Here is a 17,701-nt window from a genome sequence, read left to right as displayed (position 1 = left end):
TCCTTCGCACGGGGGTCGGACGGCACGGTGCGCCCGAAGTGACGGGAGAAAACGGCCCGGAGCCAAAGTGGATCACGTTACTCCGGGTAGAGGGAAGCGGCGTCGGACCCCTGTGCGGGACGGATCGGGCGGGTTCCCCGCGTCACGCGCTCCCGGGGCTCTGCCGCCCGGAATAGGCCCACCAGCGGCCCTCGTGCCGGCTGACCGCGATGGGGCGGCCGAAACACGTGGTCAGCCACGGCCCGGTCAGTACGTCCTCGACGAGTCCCTGGGACAGGATCCGGCCCTCGCGCAGCAGCAGGGCGTGACTGACGGCGGGGGAGAGTTCCTCGAGGTGGTGGGTGACCGTCACGGTGGCGAGCCGGGGTCGTCCCTCCGCGAGCCGGTGCATGGCCTCGACCAGGTCCTCGCGGGACGGCAGGTCAAGTGCGTTGAACGGCTCGTCGAGGAGCAGCAGCGCGGGTTCGGCCATGAGGGCCCGGGCGATGAGGATCCGCGCCCGCTGCCCGCCCGAGCAGACTCCGTACGGCCGGTCGGCGAGGTCCTTGATCTCCAGCTCGGCCAGCAGTTCGTGGGCCCGCTGCCGCACCTCCTCGTCGTACATCCGCCACAGCGGCTGCACCGTGCCCGTGTGACCGGTGAGCACGACCGCGTGCGCGTCGAGTTCCCCGGGTACGCGCTGCGCCGTGGTGACGTGCCCGATGCGGGCGCGCAGTTCCCGTACGTCGACGCGGCCCAGCAGCGCGCCGAGGACCTCGACGCTGCCGGTCGTGGGGTGCATCAGGGCGCCGAGCAGCCGCAGCAGCGTGGTCTTCCCGGCGCCGTTGGCGCCCAGCAGTGCCCAGTGCTGGCCCGTCCGCACCGTCCAGTCGACGCCGTCGAGGATCACCTGCCCGCTCGTGTAGCGGCGGACGCCCACCGCGCGGAGGGCGACGACCGCACCGTGCCCCTGCGGCGCCCGCTCCGCGGTGTCCTCGGCCATCCTGTGCTCCCCTCGGTGCCGAGGCCGTCGCTCGACCGGCACCACGAACGGTAGGTGCGTTCGCCGTCTTGTCGCCGATCTGTCCGGGTCGTGGACGCGGCGGGTCCGCCGTCTCGCGGCCGCGCGGCGTCAGGCCTGGAGTTCCGGCCTGTCTCCCATGACCACGACCGGGTGCTGACGCGGGTCGAGGGAGCGCAGCAGGTACCGCATCGCCGACTGGGACAGGGTCACGCAGGCGGACGTGCCGCTGCCGTGGTCCATGTGCAGCCAGATGCTGCCGCCCCTGGACTGCCCCTCCGGCCGGGTGGGGTCGTTGGGCGGCGTCCCCTTGACGCGGTTGAAGTCGATGGCGATGACGTAGTCGAAGTCGTGCCAGGCGTTCTTCGTCCAGGACCGGGGAGCCTGGAACGCGGCGGACCGGGTGTACGGCAGTTTCGCCCCGGGGTCCTTCAGCACGCCACCGGCGTCGCTCAGCGTGAACACCCCCACGGGGGTGCGCTGGTCGCCCTCGTGATGGTCCGTCGTCCAGCCCTTCCTGCCGTTGTGGGCCGGCCAGGAGGCGGTCCGCTCCCAGCGCGAGCCGTGCTCGGTGAAGAACTCGACCGTCGAGTCGGGGGAGTCCGGCCCTGCGCCGTAGACGGCGACCACCTGGCGGGACCCGGCCGGCACCCGATGCCACATCCGGTCGCCGATGCCCGGTACCCGCCGCGTGGACGCGTCGCGCCCCGGCGCGTGCTCCGGCTGGCCGCCGTGGCCGGCCGCGCGCCGGTGGCCCGGGCCGCCGCAGGCCGTCAGTGACATCGCCAGTGCCCCACCGACCGCCACCACGGCCGCCGTCCGCAACGCTCCGCCTTTCCGCATGAGCCCCATGATGGCACCGCCCCCGGCGCGTTTTTCACCTGAATGGCCGTCCGTGGCTGCGTGCGGATGGCCCCCTCGGTATCTCCTTGAGTGAGAGAGGCGTCCATCGAGGGAGTGGAGCCGATCATGTATGAGATGTGTGCAGGAGTAGAGAAGCCCGGTGGGGCTCTGGTCTGGCACGTCATGGCCAAGCACACGACCACCACCCTGTGCGGCCAGAAACTGGGCCGGCATGTCGACGGCGCGAGCGCACAGCGGGCCGGCCACTGTTCCAGCTGCATGGCGGTGTTCGGGAAGCTGATGACCGCACCATCCGCGGTCGCTTCTCCCGCCGCCACGGACCAGTAGGTCCTGCACACCCGGCTCCCGTCCTCCGCCGCGAGGACGGGAGCCGGGTGTGCTTCCCCCGTCCCTAGCGAACTCGTTCCGTCAGGCACGTTCCGTCAGGCTCGCACCTTCGGGCTCGCGGGTGCGGCCGGTCAATGCTTGGGCCAATTTTTGGCAACGTGACCCGATATCGCATTCCGGCACCGGTCGATGGGTAACACTGAGCGGCGGAGGGGGGAGACGTGCGGCGGCGTCGTGCCGGCGCGCTCATCCCGGAGTGTCACGCCGGCCTCGGGGGAGGCGGCGAGCGGACCAGCGGGGGGATGCATGACGCAGTCGCTTCCGGGGCAGCGGCCTGCCCGCGGGGGAGCGCGGTCGGGGCGCCGGGCGCTTCCGGTCGTGGTGGTGGGTGCCGGGCCGTACGGGCTGTCGGTCGCCGCGCACCTGCGCGCGGCGGGGGTCCCGGTGCGGGTCTTCGGGGAGGTCATGGGCAGTTGGCGGCACGCCATGGCGACCGGGATGTTCCTGAAGTCGACACCGGACGCCGTCGACCTGTCCGCGCCGGCGCCCGGCGGGCGGCTGGCGGACTTCCTCCGGGTGCACGGCGAGCCGGAGCTGACCGAGCTGACGCCCATCCCGTGCGAGGTGTTCGTACGCTACGGACAGTGGTTCCAGAAGCAGTACGTCGGTGAGGTGGAGCCGGCCCGGGTGGCGGCCGTCGACCTGGCCACGTCCGGCACGGGGTTCGCCGTACGGCTGGACGACGGACAGGAACTCGCGGCGGACGCCGTCGTCGTGGCCACCGGCCTGAACGGACTGGCCCACATCCCCGCCGAGTTGCGCGGCCTGGCGCCCGAAGGCCCGGGACCCGAGGCGCCGGTGTCGCACACCAGCCAGCACACCGACCTGTCCCGGTACGCCGGCCGCCGGGTCGCCGTTGTCGGCGGGGGCCAGTCGGCCTTGGAGAGCGCCGCCCTGCTCCACGAGTCCGGTGCCCGGGCGCAGGTGCTGGTCCGGGAGGGCGAAGTGCTGTGGGGGACGGTCCCGGAGCGGGCCCGGTCCTGGGCGCGACGGATCGGCAGGCCCGCCTCGCCCCTGGGCACGGGCTGGATCCTGGCCGCGGTGTGCCGGGCCCCCGGCGCGGTACGGCATCTGCCGGCCGCGGCCCGACTGCTGCTGTTCCGGCGCGCGTTGCGGCCCTCGGGCGGCTGGTGGCTGCGGGACCGGGTCGAGGGCGTCGTGCCGGTGCGGACCTCGCGGAGGGTCGTCCGGGCCGAGACCGCCGGGTCCGTCGTACGGCTGGACCTCACCGGGCCGGGCGGCGTGGCCGAGACGCTCGACGTCGACCACGTCCTGGCCGCCACCGGCTACCGTCTGGACCTGGACTCCGTGCCGTTCCTGGCGCCGGCGGTGCGCCAGGCGCTCAGGCTGGTGCCGGGGTCGAGGGCGCCGCGGCTGACTCCGGGGTTCGAATCGTCGGTGCCGGGTCTGTACTTCACCGGGTCGCTCGCCGCCCCGATGTTCGGGCCGATGCTGCGGTTCGTCGCCGGCACCGGGTACACCGCGGCCCGGGTCGCCCTGGACCGTGCCCGCCGGGCGGCCGACGCCCGCTGACGGGCGTGTCGTCGGTCGACCGGCCGTGCCGCCCGCCGACCACGTACTCCGTCCGTCGCCGAGGGGGTTCCGGCCGAGCCTGGCCGGAACCCCCTCGGCGCGGGTCAGTCGGTGTGCAGGGTCAGTCCGTAGCGGTTGAGGATCTCGTTGACCGGCTGGAACCAGGTCTCCCCGCCGCCGGAGCAGTCGCCCCAGCCTCCGGAGGTGACGCCCTGGGCCTGGTCACCGCTGATGAAGGAGCCGCCGGAGTCGCCCGGCTCGGCGCACACGCTGGTCTTCGTCAGCTCGTGCACCGCGCCCTCGGCGTAGTTGACCGTCTCGTTCTGCGCCAGCACGGTGCCGCAGTGCCAGTGCGTCGTCGAGCCGGAGCGGCAGACCGAGGAGCCGACGGGTGCCACCGCGGAGCCGTGCACCAGCTGGTCCGGGACGGTGCCCCAGCCGAGGACCACCGGAACCGTCCACCAGCCGCTGCCGACGCTGACCCAGGCGTAGTCGTTGTCGGGGAACGAGGATCCCTGGAAGGTGCCGATGTACGAGCCGTCCCAGCCGCTCACCCCGGCGCCGGGCCGACCGCAGTGTCCGGCGGTGACGAAGCCGCCGTACACCGAGAAGCCGATGGAGCAGCGGACGTTGCCGGTGTAGTAGGGGTCGCCGCCGACCGTGCCCGCCGCGAAGGTCCGCGGCGCCGCGGAGACCGTGCGGACGGTGACGGGTCCGGCCGTGCGGGCCTGGGCGAGGAAGCGTTGGACATCGTTGTCGGAGCGCGCGGAGCGGACGACGTCCACGACGACCGTGTTGGCCTTCGGGTCCACCCGCCAGCCGCTGACGCCCCGCGGTGCCGACGTGCTGTCCAGGCGGGCCTTGGCCGTGTCCAGCTGCCGGGCGCTGTGCTGGACGCTGTGGACGGTGGCGCCGGTGGCCCGGACGGCGCGCAGGGCCGAGTCGGAGGCGTCGGAGGTGACGGCCACGGTGAGCCGGCCGGTCGCGTCGTCGAACCACGAGCCGCCGTAGGCGGATCCCGCGGCCGCGCGGGCCTTCGGTTCCACGGCCGTGGCGGTGCGTTCCGCCGCCAGCCGCGCCTCGGCCTGCCGCGCGGAGAGTCCCAGGTCCCGCTGCATCGCCTGGATCAGGCCGGGGGAGGTGGTGGGGGATGCGGCGGCGGGGGTCGCCGCTCCGGCCGGCGTGGTGCCCGCCACGGCCCAGCTGCCGAGCAGCACGAGTGCGGCCACGGCCACGTGGTGGAGTCGGGTGCGTCTCACAGGGGTGCCCTTCGTCGTTCCAGCGAGGTGGGGGTGGAACAACCGCGACCTGAGAGCGCTCTCATCCGGGTCGGGGGAAGCTTAGCGGGGCCAGGTCATCAGGTCCATGCCAATGGTGGGATTCGCGCCGGGCCCCACGCCGTCCTGTTTGCCTAATGGGTTTAGGTGGATATTCAATGGCTTCAGGTTCTTGGTGTGCTGGGGTGTGAGGAGCGGTATGGCGCGTGCGGGGTTGACCACGGAACGCCTGGTCAGGGCGGGGGCGGAGCTGGCGGACGAGGTCGGCTTCGAGCAGGTGACCGTCTCGGCCCTCGCCCGGCGGTTCGACGTCAAGGCCGCGAGCCTGTACTCGCACCTGAAGAACTCCCAGGACCTCAAGACGGGGATCGCCCTGCTCGCCCTGGAGGAACTCGCGGACCGGGCCGCCGACGCGCTGGCCGGGCGGGCCGGCAGGGATGCCCTCACCGCCTTCGCGAACGTCTACCGCGACTACGCTCGGGAGCATCCCGGCCGGTACGCGGCGGCGCGGCTCCGGCTCGACCCGGAGACCGCCGCTGTGAGCGCCGGGGGCCGGCACGCGCAGATGACCCGCGCGATCCTGCGCGGCTACGACCTGCCCGAGCCGGACCAGACCCACGCCGTCCGGCTGCTGGGCGGCGTCTTCCACGGTTACGTCAGCCTGGAACTGGCCGGCGGCTTCGCCCACAGCGCCCCGGACTCGCAGGAGACCTGGACCTGGATCCTCGACCGCCTCGACACGATGCTGCGCACCTGGCCCCCGAGGTGACCGCCCTCAGCACGACACGCGCGCGCCGCCCGCATGGCCGGGCGGCGCGCGTTCACCCGCGGCGCTTGCCCGTCGGTCGCGCGTGGACGTGGCTCGCGCGGAGCTGAGTCCCGTGCCGCCCGTCCGTGAGACGAGCCCGCGCGCCTGTAGTCGTCGGCTGCGCTCCGTTGCCGTCCGTGAGCGAACCGCGGTCGGATTCCTGGGTCCGGCGCGACCCTGACGAGCGCTTCGCCGGAATCGTCCCCGTTGCCGGGGACAGCGCTTTCCCTCGCCGTGACGCCTGGCATTCGGTGTCTCCCGGGTGGTTTCGGGCAGGGCTCCTGGCGAGCGATCAACCGTGCAAGCCGTGACGGCGGGGCGTGGCGGATGTTACAAATGCCGGATGGTCGACCGTTTTACCCGTCTTCGACGCATATCGCGGCGCCCGCTGCTGGGGAGAAGCCCGCGAAGCGTCGCCGGACAGGTGTTCGTTCTGCAGGTGGCGCTGGTGGCGCTGCTTGTGGCCTTCGCCGTCTTCGCCCTCGTCCTTCAGTCGCAGCGCGACATCAACGCCGAGGCCAAGCGCCGTTCCGTGGCGGTCGCGCAGACCTTCGCGCACTCCCCGGGCGTCGTGAGCGCGCTGCGGACGCCCGATCCGTCGAAGGTGCTCCAGCCCCTCACGGAGGCGGCGCGCGGGTCCGCGGGGGTCGACTTCATCGTCGTCATGGACACGAGCGGCATCCGCTACACGCACCCCCTGCCGGACCGCATCGGTCAGCGCTTCATCGGCACCATCAAGCCGTCGCTGGAGGGAAAGGTCTACACCGAGACCGTCCACGGGCCGCTCGGCGACGAGGTACAGGCCACCGTTCCCGTCAGGGACGGCAGCCACGTCGTGGCACTGGTCTCCGCCGGGCTCCAGGTCAAGCATGTGACCAGCCAGGTGCACCGACAGGTTCCGATCATCCTCGGCGCCGGCGCGGCGGCGCTGGGCCTGGCCACCGGCGTGACGGCCCTCGTCGGTAGGCGGCTGCGGCGGCAGACGCACAGCCTCGCCCCGGACGAGATGACCCGCATGTACGACCACCACGACGCCGTGCTGCACTCCGTACGCGAAGGAGTGCTCATCATCGGTGACGACGGGCGGCTGCTGCTCGCGAACGACGAGGCCAGGCGGCTGCTGGACCTGCCGGCTGACGCCGAGGGCAGGCAGGTGGCGCACTTCCCGACGCTGGAACCCGAGACGGTCGAACTGCTCACCTCCGGCCGTATGGCCACCGACGAGGTGCACCTCGCCGGATCCCGGCTGCTGGCCGTCAACCAGCGGCCCACACACCAGGACGGAAGCCCGGGACGAACGGTGGTGACGCTGCGCGACTCCACCGAACTCCAGGCCATCTCCGGCCGGGCCCAGGTCGCCCGGGAACGGCTGGAACTGCTCTACGACGCCGGACTGGGCATCGGCACCACCCTCGACGTGACCCGCACCGCCGACGAACTCGCCCAGGTCGCCGTCCCCCGCTTCGCCGACTACGTCTCCGTGGACCTCGCCGAGGGCGTGCTCCAGGGCGAGGAGCCCGCAGCCACCGCGACCGGCCTGCGCCGCATCGCCGTACGCGGTGTCCAGGACGACTCGCCGCTCTACGAGAAGGGCCGGCTGATCGACTTCCTGCCGTCCACGCCCATGGCCCGCAGCTACGGCACCGGCCACCTGGAACTGGTGACGGACCTGTCGTCGGCGTACGGCTGGCAGGCGCAGGACCCGGAGCGCGCCGAGGCGATCGTGGACTACGGCATCCACTCGCTGCTCTCCGTCCCGATCCGGGCCCGCGGTGTCGTGCTGGGCATGGCCAACTTCTGGCGCTGCAAGGAGCGCGGCGCGTTCGACGAGGAGGAGCTGTCCCTGGCCGAGGAGCTGGTGACCCGGGCCGCGGTCAGTATCGACAACGCCCGCCGCTACGCCCGCGAGCACGCGCTCGCGGTCACCCTGCAACGCAGTCTGCTGCCGCGGGCCCTGCCCGAGCTGAGCGCGCTGGAGGTCGGCTACCGCTATCTGCCCGCCCAGTCGGGCGTGAGCGGTGACTGGTTCGACGTGATCCCGCTGCCCGGCGGACGGGTCGCCCTGGTCGTCGGGGACGTGGTCGGGCACGGCCTGCACGCCGCCGCCACCATGGGACGGCTGCGGACCGCGGTGCACAACTTCTCCACGCTCGACCTGCCCCCCGACGAACTGCTGAGCCACCTGGACGACCTCGTCAGCCGCATCGACCAGGACGAGGCCTCCACCGGCGCCGCCGCGGCCGTCGTCGGAGCCACCTGCCTGTACGCCATCTACGATCCCGTGACCCGCCGCTGCGCCATGGCGCGCGCCGGCCATCTCGCGCCCGCGCTGATCAGCCCGGACGGCGGCGTCACCTTCCCGGATCTGCCGCACGGGCCGCCGCTCGGCCTGGGCGGCATGCCCTTCAGGACGGCCGAATTGGAGCTTCCCGAAGGCACCCAGCTCGTCCTGTACACCGACGGCCTCGTCGAGGACCGCCGACGGGACCTGGACGTCGGCATGGAAATGCTGCGCCAGGCGCTCGCCGGCCACCCCGACCGCACGCCCGAGCAGAGCTGCCAGGCGGTGCTGGACGCGCTGCTGCCCGCGCGTCCCAAGGACGACGTCGCCCTGCTCGTCGCCCGGACCCGGGCACTGCCGCGCGACCGGGTCGCCGAGTGGGACGTGCCGCCCGAACCCGCAGCCGTCGCCCGGGTCCGCGTCGCGGCCGCCCGCACGCTCGACGAGTGGGGCCTGTCCGAGCTCGGCTTCAGCATGGAACTCGTGCTGAGCGAGCTCGTCACCAACGCCATGCGCTACGGCGGCGAGCCGATCCACGTCCGGCTGATCCACGACCGCTCGCTGATCTGCGAGGTGTCCGACGGCACCAGCACCTCGCCGCATCTGCGCTATGCCGCGACGACCGAGGAGGGCGGCCGCGGGCTGTTCCTGGTGTCGCAGATGACCGAGCACTGGGGTACCCGCTACTCCCCGCACGGAAAGGTGATCTGGGCGGAGCTGGCCCTGCCCGAGAGCGTCGGGAGCCCCGCGGCGACCAGGTCGGGGACGGCCGCCCACCCCGCCGACGCTTGCCCCGCCGCCTCGCGGACACCCGTGCTTCCAGGCCAGGCAGCGGGCGACTGGTCCGGGTGACGGGCGTGATCGGGCCGGGGCGCGTGGTCCCCGCCCCGGCGCAGGTGCACGGTGCACGGGTGCGGTCGATCGATCGGTCGGTCCGTCTCGAAGCAGCGACGGCGCGGAACCACCCAGAAGGGCGGTCCCGCGCCGTCGTGAGGGGTGGACGGACGCCTCAGGCGGTGACCCCGGCGGCCTCCGGCCGCGGAGCGTGGCGCGGCAGGGTCAGCACGGCCAGGAAGCCGAGGACCGCGACCGCGGCGAAGAAGTAGAAGCCCCAGGGGTGGCCGATGCCGGCGGTGACCAGGGCCCCGGTGATCGTCGGGCCGACGATCGAGCCGATCCGGCCGATGCCGGAGGCCGAGCCGAGGGCGGTGCCGCGCACCGAGGCCGGGTAGTAGTGCGTCACGTAGGCGTAGACGAGCACCATGGCGGAGAAGACGAAGACGCCGGTGAAGAAGACGACGAGGTTGAGCAGGGAGTCGCTGCTCATCTTGATGCTCAGGCAGCCGAGCATGACCACGGACACGGCGAACCAGCCGAGTATGGTCCCCTTGATGCCCCGCCGGTCGGCGACGAAGCCGCCGACGACCAGGCCGACGACTCCACCGACGTTGAGTATCAGGAGCTGGGTGACGGCCGTGGGGACGGGATAGCCGGCGTCGTTCATCAGCTTGGGCAGCCAGGTGTTCAGGCCGTAGACCAGCAGCAGTCCCATGAACGAGGCGACCCAGATGCCGATGCCCGCGCGCAGGTAGACCGGCTTGAGCAGCTCGGTGAACGGGACCCGCTGCGCGCCGATCGCCTCCTTGGCCTGGACGAAGGCCTCCGACTCCGGCAGCCGGAACCACTGGATGCCGGCCACGACGAGTCCGGCCACGCCGAGCACGTAGAACAGGATCTGCCAGTTGTCGGTCACCTGGAGGGCCAGCAGGGAGGTGACCACGGCACCGGTGTGGTAGCCGGTCATGGTCAGGGTGCTGGCCCGGGCACGCCGGCTGGCGGGCATGTGCTCGGCCATCATCGTCAGCGACACCGGCATGCAGGCGCCGAGGCCCAGACCGGCGATGAGCCGGAGGACGGCGAACATCGTCACGGAGCCGGCCAGCGGCACCAGGATCGTGAAGACCGAGAACACCACCACCGACGCGATGAGCAGCAGGCGGCGCCCCAGCCGGTCGGCCAGCGGGCCGACGCAGACGGCGCCGATGGCGACGCCGACGAGCGACAGCGTCGCGATCATGGTGGCGTCGCCCGCGGTCATGCCGAGGTGGTGGGTCTTGAGCAGGGTCGGGATGATGGCGCCGAGGACGACGAGGTCGTAGCCCTCGAGCATGACGGTGATCCAGCACAGGACCACGGTCCAGGTGCCGCGCCCGGCGGTGCCGGTCTGCGCGGTCGTCCGGGACGAGACGGCGGATGTCATCAGGACGTTCCCCCCTGGGGACGGAAGCGGACGGGGCGGCGTCAGAACGGGTAGTCGGCGATGTCGGGCCGGACGGTGACCCACTGGGTCTCGGTGAAGGCCTCGACGTTGGCGGCGGCGCCGCCGAACCGGGACCCGGTGCCGGAGGCCTTGACCCCGCCGAAGGGGGCGTTGGGCTCGTCGCTGACGGTCTGCTCGTTGATGTGGACCTTGCCGGAGTCGATCCGGTCGGCGAGCTTCATCGCCGTCCCCACGTCGCCGAGGATCCCCACGGACAGCCCGTACTCGCAGTCGTTGACGATCCGGGCGGCCTCCTCCAGCGTCGAGAAGCCGATGACGGGGGCCACGGGCCCGAAGATCTCCTCGCGCCAGGCCGGCATGTCGGTCGTCAGGCCGCTCAGCACGGTGGCCCGGTAGCCCGCGCCGACGATCTCGCCGCCCGCGGCGAGAGTCGCGCCCGCTGCGACGCTGTCGGTGACGATGCCGTGCACCCGTTCGAGCTGGCGCCGGTCGATGAGCGGGCCGAGCGCGACGTCCTCGCGGGCCGGGTCGCCGACCGGCAGGGCCGCCGCCTTCGCGGCGAGCGCCGCGGTGTACTCCTCCAGCAGCGACTCGTGGACGATGTGGCGGCCGGTCGTCATGCAGATCTGCCCCTGATGCAGATAGGAGCCGAACGCGCCGGCTGAGGCCGCCTTCGCCACGTCCGCCCCGGGCAGCACGACCAGCGCGTTGTTCCCGCCCAGCTCCAGGTGGGCCCGCTTGAGCAGGCGTCCGGCCTGCTCGCCGATCGCCCGCCCGACCGGAGTGGACCCGGTGAAGGAGACCACCCGGACCTCGGGCGCCTCGACCACCGCCCGGCCGACCGAGCCGTCGCCCGGCAGCAGGTGCAGCACACCGGCCGGCAGGCCCGCCTCCTCGAAGACGCGCGCGATGACGACACCGCCGCTCACCGCCGTGCGCGGGTCCGGCTTGAGCAGGACCGCGTTGCCCAGGGCGAGCGCCGGAGCCACCGAGCGCAGGCCCAGGACGAGCGGGAAGTTGAAGGGCGCGATGACACTGACGACACCGGCGGGGCGGCGGCGGGACATCGACCAGCGGGCGTCCTCGGAGGTGAGCACCTCGCCCTGCGGGTGCGTCGGCAGGCCCGCGCACTCGAAGCACTCGCCCACGGCGAGCTGCGCCTCGAAGGCCGCCTTGGCCCGTACGGACCCGGCCTCGCGCACCAGCCAGTCCTCGATCTCGGTGGCGTGCTCGGCCAGCAGCTCGCCCGCCCGGCGCAGTACGGCGGCCCGCCGCTGCGGGGAGGTCGCCGCCCACACGCGCTGGGCCTCGGCCGCACGGGCGGACGCGCGGGTCACGTCCTCGGCGGTGGCCAGGCCCGCCGTCGCGAGCTGTTCTCCGGTCGCGGGCTCGACGACCGGCTGCTCGCCGGCGGCGTCCCTCCAGCCGTCGCTGAAGAACCTCTTGCCCCAGACGGCGCTGTCCAGGAGTGCCATCGGCTGTCCTCTCTTCTCTTCTTTTTGTGCGGTCTTTCGTGCGGTCGGGTCAGGACGGGGTGGTGAGCGCGGTGTCCACCTGGAGCAGCCGCGGGTGGTCCGGACGCTCGGCGAGGGCGGCCCGCAGTTCCTCGGCGTCGGCGACGTGCCGGGCCCGGACGCCGTATCCCTCGGCGATCCGGACGAAGTCCAGACCGGGGATGTCCAGACCGGGTGCGTCCGGCACACCCAGCAGGCCGCCGAACCAGCGCAGTGCCCCGTAGGTGCCGTTGCGCAGCAGGACGACGGTCAGCGGGAGGCGCTGCTGGGCGGCCGTCCACAGCGCGGTGATGCCGTAGTTGGCGGAGCCGTCACCGATGACGCCGACCACCGGCCGGCCGGGCTGCCCCATGGCGACCCCGACCGCGCCGGGCAGCCCGAACCCGAGTCCGCCGGCTGCCGGGAAGTAGTACGAGCCGGGCCGGCGCAGGTCCATCTGGCGCCACCAGGAGGCGTTCGTCGACGTCGACTCGACCACGTACGCGGTGTCCTCGGGCAGTTCGTCGCGCAGCGCGGCGAAGACCTGCTCGGGGTGCAGCCGGGAGCCGTCGCCCACGGGCGGCTCGGGAACGGGCCGGAAGGCACCGGACGACGCCTCGGGGCCGCCGAGCTGCTTCAGGAGCAGGTCGATGACGGCTCCCGGGTCGGCGACCAGCGCCTCGCCCATCGGCGCCCGCGCGGCGGCGGAGGCGTCCTCGGTCACCTGGACCAGCCGGGTGCCCTCGGGCAGGTACCGGCCGGGGAGGTGCTCGTGGTAGCGGAACACCGGCGCGCCGAGCACCAGGACGAGGTCGTGGCCCTCGAACGCCTCGCAGATCGGCGCGATGCCGGCGGGCAGCACCCCGCGGAACAGCGGGTGCCGGTTGGGGAAGGGCAGCCGGAACTGCGAGGGGGCCGCCCACACCGGGCCGCCCAGACGCTCGGCCAGCCGGACGGCGTCGTCGAACAGGCCGGCCGAGTCGATGTCCCCGCCCAGCACCAGCGCGGGCCGCCGGGCCGAGGCGACCCGTTCGGCCAGCCGGCGGCCCTGCTCCCCGTCGGGGACGGACGCACGGCCGACCCGCCGGTCGAGGATCGCGAGGGCGTTGTCGCCGGCCTCGGCGGCCCAGTCGTCGTAGGGGACCGACAGATACGTCGGGCGCCGCTGGAGCCGCGCCTCGAAGACGGCCTGCGCGAGGGCGCGCGGCACGTCCTGGGCGCACGCCGGCTCGGCGGCCCAGCCGACGAGCGGCCTCATCAGCGCCGGCGCGTCCACGTTGGACAGGTTGGCCTCCGGGCCGATGGCGGAGCGCACCTGCTGGCCGGCGACGATCACGAGCGGGGTGCGGGAGGCCACGGCGTTCGTCAGCGCGCCCATCGCGTTCCCCGATCCCGAGGCCGCGTGCAGATTGACCAGGACGGGACGGCCGGTCGCCTGCGCGTACCCGTCGGCCATGCCGACGACGGCGCCCTCGTGCAGGCCCAGGACGTAGCGGAAGCCGTCGGGGAGTTCGGCGAGGAAGGGCAGTTCGTTGGAGCCGGGGTTGCCGAACACGGTGGTGAGGCCCTGGCGCTCCAGGAATTCGTGGGAGAGGCGGCGTACAGAAGGCACAGACGTTCCCTTCGGAGTGACGCACGCCACGCTAGGCAAGCCCCGACATGAGCACCAATAAATCTTTTACCATCGCGATATAGAGTTCTTCGATATGAGGAACTTCGACCTCAACCTCGCCCGTGTCTTCGTGCTGCTGTACGAGACGGGCAGCGTCACGGTCACCGCCGACACGCTCCACGTCACCCAGCCCACCGTCAGCTACAGCCTGGGCAAGCTGCGCCGGCACTTCGGCGACGAGCTGTTCCGGCGCACCGGACGCGGACTGACGCCGACCGCCGGCGCCCGCCGGCTGTACGAGCCGTTGCAGCGCGCCCTGGCCGACATCGACGGCACCGTCCGCCAGGCCGACGTCTTCGATCCGCGGGTCATGTCCGGCCGCTTCACGGTGGCGCTGTCCGACCTGGGAGAGGTCACCCTGCTGCCACGCCTGCTGGCCGCGGCCCGCGAGCAGGCGCCCGGGGTGTCCTTCACCGTGCGCCCCCTGGACGTGGACGAGGCGGAGCACCAGTTGCGCCGCGGCGACATCGACGTGTTCGTGGCCACCCCGGTGCTGACCTCCCACCGGACCGTGCGGATCCCGCTCTTCCACGAGCGCTACGTCGGCATGGTCGCCGCCGGCCACCCCCGCGTTCGGGACGAGTCGGTCACCCTGGCCGAGCTCGCCGCCGAGTCCCACGCCACCGTCTTCGGCCCCAGTGGGCACGTCGTCCCGCGGGCCGTGCTCGCCGCGCACGGGCTCCTCGACCGGGTGGTGGTGGACGCCACCCGCTTCTCGACGCTGCCCTACCTGCTGGAACAGACCGACCTGATCGCCATCGTCCCCGAGTACGTCGGCGAGGTCTTCGCCTCCTCCCACCAACTTCGCCTGGTACGGCTCCCGTTCGACACCGAGCCGATCGAGGTGGCGCTGTACGCCCGGCACGAGTCCTCGCGCAGCCCCTCCCAGCGGTGGCTGGTGCAGTTCATGTCCCAGGTCCTGGGAGAGCGGGTGAGCCCGGCCCAACTGCCCCCGTCCGTCGCCCGGTAGGCCGGTCCGCGCGCCGTGCCCGCCATGAGCGTGAGGCGCGTAGGCCAACCGGGTGCAATTCGCCGGGCGTTACTCCGTCTCGGCGACGACGGCCTCCGGTTCTGCGGCGCGAGGCGGAAGGATGGAAGCCGGGCCCTGCGGGAGACCGTGTGGACCTTCGCGTAACCACCTCCCGAGAGAAAGCGTGTCACGGGCCGCATGACAGACGTCCAGCACACCGCGCGGGAAACCGCCGCTCCCCGTCGCCTGCGGCCCGGTGCCGTGGTGGTGAAGTGGGTGACGACGACCGATCACAAGACGATCGGCTCGCTGTATCTGATCACCTCCTTCACGTTCTTCGTGATCGGCGGCATCATGGCGCTGCTGATGCGCGCCGAGCTGGCCCGGCCGGGCCTGCAACTGCTGTCGACGGACCAGTTCAACCAGATGTTCACGATGCACGGCACGATCATGCTGCTGATGTTCGCGACGCCGCTGTTCGCCGGGTTCACGAACTGGATCATGCCGCTGCAGATCGGCGCCCCGGACGTCGCCTTCCCACGGCTGAACATGTTCGCCTACTGGCTGTACCTGTTCGGCTCGCTGATCGCCGTGGCCGGCTTCCTCACCCCGCAGGGCGCCGCCGACTTCGGCTGGTTCGCCTACGCCCCGCTGAACGACGTCGTCCACACCCCGGGCCTGGGCGCGGACCTGTGGATCCTCGGCCTCGGCATGTCCGGCTTCGGCACCATCCTCGGCTCGGTCAACTTCATCACCACGGTCATCTGCATGCGCGCCCCGGGCATGACCATGTTCCGCATGCCGATCTTCACCTGGAACGTGCTGCTCACCAGCGTCCTGGTGCTGCTGGCCTTCCCGGTCCTGGCGGCGGCGCTGCTCAGCCTGGAGGTGGACCGCAAGTGGGGCGCCCACGTCTTCGACGCGGCCAACGGCGGTTCGCTGCTGTGGCAGCACCTGTTCTGGTTCTTCGGGCACCCCGAGGTGTACATCATCGCGCTGCCGTTCTTCGGCATCGTCAGTGAGGTCATTCCGGTCTTCGCCCGCAAGCCGATGTTCGGCTACATGGGCCTGATCGGCGCCACCATCTCGATCGCGGGCCTGTCGGTGACGGTGTGGGCGCACCACATGTTCGTCACCGGTGGCGTGCTGCTGCCGTTCTTCTCCTTCATGAGCTTCCTGATCGCGGTCCCGACCGGGGTGAAGTTCTTCAACTGGGTCGGCACCATGTGGAAGGGCTCCCTGAGCTTCGAGACGCCGATGCTGTGGGCGACGGGCTTCCTGGTGACGTTCCTCTTCGGCGGTCTGACCGGCGTCCTGCTGGCCTCGCCGCCGCTGGACTTCCACGTCTCGGACTCGTACTTCGTGGTGGCCCACTTCCACTACGTCGTCTTCGGCACCGTGGTGTTCGCGATGTTCGCCGGATTCCACTTCTGGTGGCCGAAGTTCACCGGCAAGATGCTCGACGAGCGCCTGGGGAAGATGACCTTCTGGACGCTGTTCGTCGGCTTCCACACCACGTTCCTGGTGCAGCACTGGCTGGGCGCGGAGGGCATGCCGCGCCGGTACGCCGACTATCTGGCGAGCGACGGCTTCACCACGCTCAACGAGATCTCCACCATCGGCTCGTTCCTGCTGGGGCTGTCGCTGCTGCCGTTCTTCTACAACATCTGGAAGACGGCCAGGTACGGCAAGAGGGTCGAGACCGACGACCCGTGGGGCTACGGCCGCTCCCTGGAGTGGGCCACCTCCTGCCCGCCCCCGCGGCACAACTTCGTCACCCTGCCCATGATCCGCAGCGAGTCCCCGGCCTTCGACCTGCACCACCCGGAGGTCTCGGTCACGGACAAGCGGGAGAACCTGGGCCTGCCCGGATGACCGACGCGGCGAACCGCCCGGACGGGCAGCCGGCCGGGCCCACCGGACTGGCCGAGCAGGTCGAGGGCTATCTGCTGTGGCAGGCCCGCGTCGCCGAGGCCGAGCAGCGGGCCCAGGCCTTCACCGAGCCCATGCAGTGGCTGACCACGGCGCAGCGCGAGGAGATCGAGGAGCACTACGTCTCCGACTGCCTGCTGCGGGCCCGGGCGGACCTCCAGCGGATCGCCGAACGGTGCCGGGCACTGCGCGGCGAGTACGAGGAGCGCTACCGCCAGTTGCGGGCGCGGTGCTTCGCGTTCGTCCTCGTCGCCCTCGCCGTGCTGGCCGCGGCGGCGGTCCTGGCCCTGGCCCTCGCACGGCCCTGAGAGCGCGGATCCGTCCCGTCCGGCCGGTGCCGAACAACCTCGGGCCGCCCTCCTCACGGGGGCGGCCCGAGCGTGTTGTGCCGGCCCACCGTGCCGGCGGTCGTGATCACGGGAGCGTCACTGCGGCGGCTCGTCCTGGCCCGGGTCCGGTCGGCCGAGCTGCTCCTTGAGCTTCTCCTCGCCGGTGTCGACCTGGCTCCGGTGCTTTCCCTGGGTCCGCTCGTCGGCGTAGTCACCGGCTTTGTCGATGCCCTTGCCGGCCTGCTCCTCGTGACCTTTCAGCAGTCCCTTGAGCTTGTCCAGCATGCTCATCGCATACTCCTTCGCACCGTGGTTCCTCTCAGCATGGCCGACGGCGGTAGGGACTGCATCCGCAACCGGAACAGTGCGGTTGAGCTGCGGGAACACCGGTTCTCCGGCAGCGGGCGCGCTCAAGGGCGAAGGGCGGACGGGCTCAGCGGGCACACAGGTTCTCGGCCGGTGGCACACCGTCGAGGAGCCGGCGGCCGTCCCGCTCGGTGATGTGCCAGGCCGTGCACAGGGAGTCGTCCCGCGCGGAGCGCAGCAGCAGGAAGTCGTCGCCGTCGCGGTGCTCCACCCGGGCCTGCAACGCGGGGGCGTGCTCTCCCAGCCGGTCCAGGTAGTCGGCGGCGTAGTCGTCGGAGACGGTGTCCTCGTCGAACAGGCCCTGGAGGCCGTCCGCGTCCCGGTCGGCGGCGGCCTTCTGGACCCCGTCGGCCAGCGCGGCCACGCTCGGTGCGCCGGGCGGGGGTTCCGTCGCGATCGAATAGCACACCACACCCAGCCAGGTGCCCAGACCGACGACCAGCGCGATCACCGCGAGACGTGACTTGCTCGAACGCTTCGGGCGCCCTTCCGGCACTGCTCTTCCTCC

At 72.2% G+C, this 17,701-nt stretch carries 15 protein-coding genes; 7 read left to right on the top strand and 8 right to left on the bottom strand.

Annotated elements, in window-relative coordinates:
- Window positions 1–142 precede the first annotated feature (142 nt).
- Window positions 143–982 (bottom strand): ABC transporter ATP-binding protein, encoded by an 840-nt coding sequence (locus ACTYVM_RS26840; protein ID WP_445528426.1) that lies wholly within the window; start codon window positions 980–982, stop codon window positions 143–145.
- Window positions 983–1,111: 129 nt separating this feature from the next.
- Window positions 1,112–1,843 (bottom strand): L,D-transpeptidase family protein, encoded by a 732-nt coding sequence (locus ACTYVM_RS26835; RefSeq protein ID WP_445528425.1) that lies wholly within the window; start codon window positions 1,841–1,843, stop codon window positions 1,112–1,114.
- 135 nt (window positions 1,844–1,978) lie between these two features.
- Between ACTYVM_RS26835 and ACTYVM_RS26830 the strand changes: the two genes are divergently transcribed.
- Together ACTYVM_RS26830 and ACTYVM_RS26825 are read left to right on the top strand one after the other, a co-directional pair.
- Complete coding sequence (locus ACTYVM_RS26830; RefSeq protein ID WP_445528424.1) at window positions 1,979–2,191, top strand: hypothetical protein; 213 nt, start codon at window positions 1,979–1,981, stop codon at window positions 2,189–2,191.
- 306 nt (window positions 2,192–2,497) lie between these two features.
- Window positions 2,498–3,784: an FAD-dependent oxidoreductase gene (locus ACTYVM_RS26825; protein WP_445528423.1), complete on the top strand. Its 1,287-nt coding sequence runs from the start codon at window positions 2,498–2,500 to the stop codon at window positions 3,782–3,784.
- 104 nt (window positions 3,785–3,888) lie between these two features.
- Here the strand turns inward: ACTYVM_RS26825 and ACTYVM_RS26820 are convergent, their stop codons facing one another.
- Entirely contained in the window at window positions 3,889–5,043 is a 1,155-nt protein-coding gene (locus tag ACTYVM_RS26820; RefSeq protein WP_445528422.1) for a S1 family peptidase, read from the bottom strand.
- A 217-nt stretch (window positions 5,044–5,260) separates the two neighbouring features.
- Here ACTYVM_RS26820 and ACTYVM_RS26815 point away from each other — a divergent pair, with 217 nt between their 5' ends.
- The gene (locus ACTYVM_RS26815) at window positions 5,261–5,830 is read left to right on the top strand and encodes a TetR/AcrR family transcriptional regulator (protein WP_445528421.1); all 570 of its coding nucleotides are present in this window, start codon (window positions 5,261–5,263) and stop codon (window positions 5,828–5,830) included.
- Between the two features lie 382 nt (window positions 5,831–6,212).
- Entirely contained in the window at window positions 6,213–9,002 is a 2,790-nt protein-coding gene (locus ACTYVM_RS26810) for a SpoIIE family protein phosphatase (protein WP_445528420.1), read from the top strand.
- 157 nt (window positions 9,003–9,159) lie between these two features.
- On the opposite strand, the gene ACTYVM_RS26805 is transcribed toward ACTYVM_RS26810, so the two are convergent.
- Genes ACTYVM_RS26805 through mdlC form a run of 3 tightly spaced genes read right to left on the bottom strand, consistent with a single transcriptional unit; the run spans window position 9,160 to window position 13,536 of the window.
- Window positions 9,160–10,410 carry an MFS transporter gene (locus ACTYVM_RS26805; protein ID WP_445528419.1) on the bottom strand — a complete coding sequence of 417 codons (1,251 nt, stop codon included), beginning with the start codon at window positions 10,408–10,410 and terminating at the stop codon, window positions 9,160–9,162.
- A 41-nt stretch (window positions 10,411–10,451) separates the two neighbouring features.
- Window positions 10,452–11,906 carry a benzaldehyde dehydrogenase gene (locus tag ACTYVM_RS26800; protein WP_445528418.1) on the bottom strand — a complete coding sequence of 485 codons (1,455 nt, stop codon included), beginning with the start codon at window positions 11,904–11,906 and terminating at the stop codon, window positions 10,452–10,454.
- A gap of 49 nt (window positions 11,907–11,955) precedes the next feature.
- Window positions 11,956–13,536: a benzoylformate decarboxylase gene (mdlC, locus tag ACTYVM_RS26795; protein WP_445528417.1), complete on the bottom strand. Its 1,581-nt coding sequence runs from the start codon at window positions 13,534–13,536 to the stop codon at window positions 11,956–11,958.
- A 94-nt stretch (window positions 13,537–13,630) separates the two neighbouring features.
- Between mdlC and ACTYVM_RS26790 the strand changes: the two genes are divergently transcribed.
- The 3 genes from ACTYVM_RS26790 to ACTYVM_RS26780 all read left to right on the top strand — a co-directional run bounded on the left by ACTYVM_RS26790 (window position 13,631) and on the right by ACTYVM_RS26780 (window position 16,806).
- A complete protein-coding gene (locus ACTYVM_RS26790; RefSeq protein WP_445528416.1) occupies window positions 13,631–14,566 on the top strand; it encodes a LysR family transcriptional regulator in 936 nt (311 codons plus the stop codon).
- A 198-nt stretch (window positions 14,567–14,764) separates the two neighbouring features.
- A complete protein-coding gene (gene ctaD, locus ACTYVM_RS26785) occupies window positions 14,765–16,441 on the top strand; it encodes an aa3-type cytochrome oxidase subunit I (protein ID WP_445528415.1) in 1,677 nt (558 codons plus the stop codon).
- Window positions 16,438–16,806 (top strand): cytochrome C oxidase subunit I, encoded by a 369-nt coding sequence (locus ACTYVM_RS26780; RefSeq protein ID WP_400035784.1) that lies wholly within the window; start codon window positions 16,438–16,440, stop codon window positions 16,804–16,806. Before ctaD ends, ACTYVM_RS26780 begins: the two co-directional genes overlap by 4 nt.
- Window positions 16,807–16,923: 117 nt before the next feature.
- Here ACTYVM_RS26780 and ACTYVM_RS26775 read toward each other — a convergent pair whose 3' ends face one another.
- Both ACTYVM_RS26775 and ACTYVM_RS26770 read right to left on the bottom strand, forming a co-directional pair.
- A complete protein-coding gene (locus ACTYVM_RS26775) occupies window positions 16,924–17,118 on the bottom strand; it encodes an antitoxin (protein WP_400035786.1) in 195 nt (64 codons plus the stop codon).
- A gap of 142 nt (window positions 17,119–17,260) precedes the next feature.
- A complete protein-coding gene (locus ACTYVM_RS26770) occupies window positions 17,261–17,689 on the bottom strand; it encodes a hypothetical protein (RefSeq protein ID WP_445528414.1) in 429 nt (142 codons plus the stop codon).
- Window positions 17,690–17,701: the final 12 nt, after the last annotated feature.

It is taken from the genome of Streptomyces cyslabdanicus (assembly GCF_052663305.1).
The sequence above is the reverse complement of the archived record's forward strand: the minus strand, read 5'-3'. Positions and strand labels throughout refer to the sequence as shown.